Consider the following 5,259-nt stretch of genomic DNA (forward strand, 5'->3'; position numbering starts at 1 on the left):
TTTTACACTGTATATATACCCAAAATGGGGGGAATCTAGCCATTTCAATATAAAAAAAGGCAGTAAATATGCGAGTTGTAGAGTTTTGCAACGAGCTATTAATTTAATAATAAGGAGGAATATTATGGAATTATTCGAACAAATCAATTCTGCTGTAAATGCTGTCGTTTGGGGTCCGCCAATGCTCATTCTATTAGTTGGACTTGGCATTTACTTGAGCATTAGAACAAGATTTTTCGCTATAACTAAATTGGGCTACATTCTAAAGAACACCCTATTAAAAATTTTCTCCAAAGAACAACGTGGGGAAGGGGAAGTAACCGCCTTCCAAGCAGTAGCAACCGCACTAGCTGCAACGGTGGGAACAGGTAATATTGCTGGTGTTGCAACAGCCATAGCACTTGGTGGCCCTGGTGCAGTCTTTTGGATGTGGGTTTCAGCTATTTTTGGCATGACAACTAAGTTTTCAGAAGTAGTTTTATCTGTTAATTTCAGAGAAAAAACTGAAGATGGTAGATTTGTAGGCGGTCCAATGTATTACATCGAAAAAGGATTGAATTTAAAATGGTTAGCAATTATATTTTCAATATTTGGTGCTATAGCTGCTTTTGGAATAGGTAATATGGTTCAATCCAATTCAGTTGCTGCATCTCTACAAGAAACTTTCAAAGTTCCTCCTATAGCAACAGGAATAGTTCTCGCAATATTAGCAGCACTTGTAATAATAGGTGGTATAAAAAGAATTGGTGCTGTAACTGAAAAACTGGTTCCATTTATGGCAGCAATTTATATCATAGGTGCAATTGTAATAATCATAGGAAATATTACTCATATTCCTGAAGCTTTTGGCCTAATATTTTCTCATGCATTTACAGGAAGTGCAGCAGCAGGTGGTTTTGCTGGTGCAACAGTTAGACAAGCTATGACAAAAGGGGTTGCCAGAGGAGTATTCTCAAATGAAGCTGGTCTTGGTTCTGCTCCAATAGCTCATGCCGCTGCTACAACAGATCACCCAGTTAGACAAGGTTTATGGGGTGTATTTGAAGTATTCATGGATACTATTGTAATCTGTACTATGACAGCCTTAGCAATTTTGGTTTCAGGACTCTGGGATAGCGGAGCATCAGGAGCTGTATTAACGACTCAAGCATTTAATGAATCTATTCCAGGTGGCGGATATATTGTAACAATAGGAATTATGTTATTTGCATTTTCAACAATACTTGGATGGAGCTATTATGGTGAAAAATGTATAGAATATTTATTTGGTCCTAAAGCAATTTTGCCTTATAGAATAGTTTATATTCCATTTATAATAATTGGCTCTATCGGTGGATTAGAATTATTGTGGGATTTAGCCGATACTTTAAATGGTTTAATGGCTATTCCTAACTTAATTGGTGTTCTAATGTTAAGTGGAACCGTAATTAAATTGACTAAAGAGTTCTTCAAAAAAGAAGGTTTATCATAAAAAAAGAAGTAGCCTAGGCTACTTCTTTTTACATTGAATGTGCAACTCTGCTTGCTGCTGCCGCAGCTAATGCAGCTACTAAATCATCCAGAAAAGTGTTGCATATTTCTTTTTTTTCGTTATCTAATTCACCAATTATTCCTAGTTTGACTTTGTCTAAGTATCCAAAATTTGTAAGACCTATTGTCCCATATACATTTACTATCGACAAAGGCAAAATCTCATCTATTCCATATAGCCCTTCATCAGCTAATATTATAGATTCCAAAGGTTCAGGAAGCATTCTCTTCTCAGCTAATTCATCTAATGCGATTCCGGTTAGAACTGCATGGATTATTTCCCTTTTAGATAATACCTTGTCAAGACTTTCTAAACACATTTCAATCGTTAAATTATCATGATATTCCTTTTGAAGCTCATAGACGATATTTGCTATGTCTGTTAGAGTTACTCCTCGCTTATTTAAAGCATCTATTGTCATTTGTTTCAATTCTTCAGAGTCATACTTGTGCTTATACCTATTTTTATCTTTGATCATAAAATCACCTCTTTCTTATTTCTACCCTTACTATGCCTAATTACTACATAAATTTGAATTTTATGTTAAAAATATGTATAATATATATATACTTAAGATAGAAAGGAGTGATAAATGTGAAAAAGTACATGATAGTTCTTTTGTCTGTGTTAGTTCTTTCCCTTGTATTAGTTGGATGTAGCAGCGGTGGAAGTGAAGAAGTAACATATAAAGACGGAACATATGAAGGTCAAGGCGAAGGAATGCATCCTTTGAAAGTTTCTGTCGAAATAAAAGATGGTAAAATAGCATCAGTAACTGTTATCGAAGAACAAGAAACTGATGGGATAGCAGACCCAGCACTTGAACAAATACCTGCTGCTATAGTTGAAAAAAATTCAACTGATGTCGACATAGTTTCTGGAGCAACTCTAACAAGCAATGGTATAATCGAAGCTGTTAACAATGCTTTAGAACAAGCAAAATAATATTATGACAGACTCAAATCATATTGAGTCTGTCATTTTTATTTAAATTCGCCCCTGATTCAATGATTGCTCTTTTAGCAAGCAAATCTAATGAGTCAACTATTTCTATTCTTTCTTTTAAATTATATATTTCTACAGCAACTGAAAGTTCTGTACAACCAACTTGGTTAAGATAACACTGGTATTTAACACTATCTTTTCAAATAATTTAACAGTAGCTAAAGGTCCCATTCCTCCAATAATTCCTATTGTTTTCATAAGTTTCCTTCTTTATTCTTAATTAATTGTTTGATGTTGCATTTCCATAGTTTTTTGATATTTTTTTGTACCCTTCTGTCATTTCTACAGACCCATCATGAAAAATCCAAATTGCTTCTAATCCATCTATAGATTCTGCTAATTCCCTGCTTTCTTCATATGGTAGTAAAAACAATTCGGTAGAATAGAAGTCTGCCTCTCCCGAATTTGGTGTTACCACCGTGACAGCTCTATAGTGTGTAGCAGGCATTAAAGTATCTGGATCAATTAAATGATGAATCCTTTTTTCTCCAACTACATAATATCTTTGATAATCTCCTGATGTAACTACTGATAAATCATTGATAAATATGGTGTCTAATACCTTATCTTCATCAGTTAAAACATTTTTATTAGGATCTTGGATACCTATTCCCCATTTTTCTCTAACCCCATCTAAAGGCTTTCCTATAGCCTTAACATTTCCTCCTGCGCTCATAATAAATGAGTTAAATCCTAATGCCTTTATCTCATCTATGACAATCTCTGTAGCGTATCCCTTGGCTATTGCTCCTACATCTAAGCGCATATTAGGATCTTCTAAAAATACAGTGTTATTTATATCATCAACAATAACCTTATTAATATCAGTATGTTTATTAGCAGCTTCCAACTCTTCAATTGATGGGATTTTAGCATTATTTGGATCTAGTTCAGCTTCATCTCTGTATTTAGCCCAAACATCTAGAACACTGCCAAAAGCAATATTTGTTCTTTGCTTGTTATTAAAATACATTTCTTTTGAAAAATTTATTAAATCTATTATTTCTCTATCCACTTTTACAGGTTTAATTCCAGCATTGTCGTTAATTGTTTTAATATTGTTTATACCTTCATAGTTGTTATATCTATCAAATAACTTATGCAGTTCTAGAAGCCTTTCATGCATTATCTGCGTGTAATTTCTGAATTCATCCTCTGTCTCTGTATATCCTACTACTTGAATCACAGTATCAAATGTATCAAAAAATGTCTCTGTATACCTTGTATAAGAAGGCTTATTTGTACACCCGCTTAAAATTGAGATCAAAATTGTAAATGTTAAAATATAAATTATGCTTTTTTTCACTATATCACCCTGATTAATCATAACAAAAAAAAATAAAATATTCAAATTAAACCTGTTAAAAGAATGATTTTAATTTAATTTTTCTAATTATTTCTAGATTCACATTAATAAATAAAAAGCATCGGCATAGTCAGCGAAATTACTAACTTTGCCAATGCTTTTATCTGAAATTTTAAATCTAAATTATTTTGCGTTATTTATAGCTTCTTCTACTACAACTAGGTATTCATTAACATGAATTGTTACACTTGAAACTAGATCTTCTTCTGCAGGTCTTCCTTCTTCTAATTTCATAGCTTTTATTTCATCTAAGCTCTTGCCTTTCATCCATTCTGCTAGAGCTTGAGCTTGTTCATACCATTCTTTTCCTATAGGAGATACTTTCCCCATGCCATAGTCTTCTTTTAATTCATTTTTAGTTCTTAGTTCAGCAGTTTTATCTATCGCTACTTTACCTTCTTCATCGAATGGTATAACTACTTGTGCAGTATCAATTATTGACCCAACTACTTTACCTTCTGCATCTAATGCTACAGCTGAAATCATAGTATCTACTTGAGCTTTTGCAGTTACAGGATTTCCATTTGCATCAGTTCCAGCACTTACTGATTTAGCTATAGATGTCTTAATTCCCAATCCAACTTTTTCTGCACCATTTACATCTATTGAATTATTCCATGCTTCTTCTATTGCTCTTAGATAATCTCCAACATCAATAGTTACAGATGAAGTAAGCTCTGGTACATTTGGTACAGATGGATGTGCTTCATCTCTCATGGTAGTTTCCATAGATAAAATTTCATCTACAGTTTTTCCTATCATCCATTCTTGCAATGCATCCATTTGTTCAAACCATTCTTTGCCAATTCCAGATGCTTTTACCATGCCATAATCTGCTCCTAGGTCTCTCTTAGTAGGAACTTCTGCATTTACATCGCTTGTTACTTGCATATTTTCATCAAAAGCTACTCTTGTTTGAGCTGTATCTATAGATACACTTACTACTTTTCCATCAGCGTCAAATCCTACTGCAGCTATCATAACATCTGCTTGAGCTGTTGCGTTAACTGGATTTCCGTTAGCATCTACGCCCTTATCTTTTGATTTAGCAATAGAAACTATATGTCCTAAACCTAACTTTGTAATAGTTCCTTCATCAGTTGCTGGTGTTTCTGCTCCTGTGTCAGGAGTTGGTGTTTGTACTGGTTCTTCTACTGGTGTTTCAGTTGAAGAACATCCAACTAAAAGTGCAACTGACAAAGCTATCATAAGTACAATCGATAATACTCTTTTCATATATTTCCCCCCATATTTTAAGTCGTAGTGTCAAATATAAAGATATATTTAGACACCCAAACTTTGATATTTAAACATTTTATATCAATTTGGCTGTCTCCCCCCTTTTTTGATATGTTTT

Annotated in this window: 5 protein-coding genes; 2 read left to right on the forward strand and 3 right to left on the reverse strand. The window is 33.6% G+C overall.

Annotated features, from left to right (window positions below; translation table 11 throughout):
- The first annotated feature begins 124 nt into the window (after positions 1-124).
- On the forward strand, positions 125-1,471 hold the full coding sequence (locus ACTB1H_RS09000; protein WP_463262512.1) for an alanine/glycine:cation symporter family protein: 1,347 nt from the start codon (positions 125-127) through the stop codon (positions 1,469-1,471).
- 28 nt (positions 1,472-1,499) lie between these two features.
- Here the strand turns inward: ACTB1H_RS09000 and ACTB1H_RS09005 are convergent, their stop codons facing one another.
- Positions 1,500-2,009, reverse strand: a complete 510-nt coding sequence (locus ACTB1H_RS09005; protein WP_463262513.1) for a phosphatidylglycerophosphatase A family protein — start codon at positions 2,007-2,009, stop codon at positions 1,500-1,502.
- Positions 2,010-2,125: 116 nt separating this feature from the next.
- Here ACTB1H_RS09005 and ACTB1H_RS09010 point away from each other — a divergent pair, with 116 nt between their 5' ends.
- A complete protein-coding gene (locus ACTB1H_RS09010; protein ID WP_463262514.1) occupies positions 2,126-2,476 on the forward strand; it encodes an FMN-binding protein in 351 nt (116 codons plus the stop codon).
- A 280-nt stretch (positions 2,477-2,756) separates the two neighbouring features.
- Here ACTB1H_RS09010 and ACTB1H_RS09015 read toward each other — a convergent pair whose 3' ends face one another.
- Both ACTB1H_RS09015 and ACTB1H_RS09020 read right to left on the reverse strand, forming a co-directional pair.
- On the reverse strand, positions 2,757-3,842 hold the full coding sequence (locus tag ACTB1H_RS09015; RefSeq protein ID WP_463262515.1) for an FAD:protein FMN transferase: 1,086 nt from the start codon (positions 3,840-3,842) through the stop codon (positions 2,757-2,759).
- A gap of 183 nt (positions 3,843-4,025) precedes the next feature.
- Entirely contained in the window at positions 4,026-5,138 is a 1,113-nt protein-coding gene (locus ACTB1H_RS09020) for a hypothetical protein (RefSeq protein WP_463262516.1), read from the reverse strand.
- Positions 5,139-5,259: the final 121 nt, after the last annotated feature.

The sequence above is a fragment of the Soehngenia sp. genome, assembly GCF_055108775.1.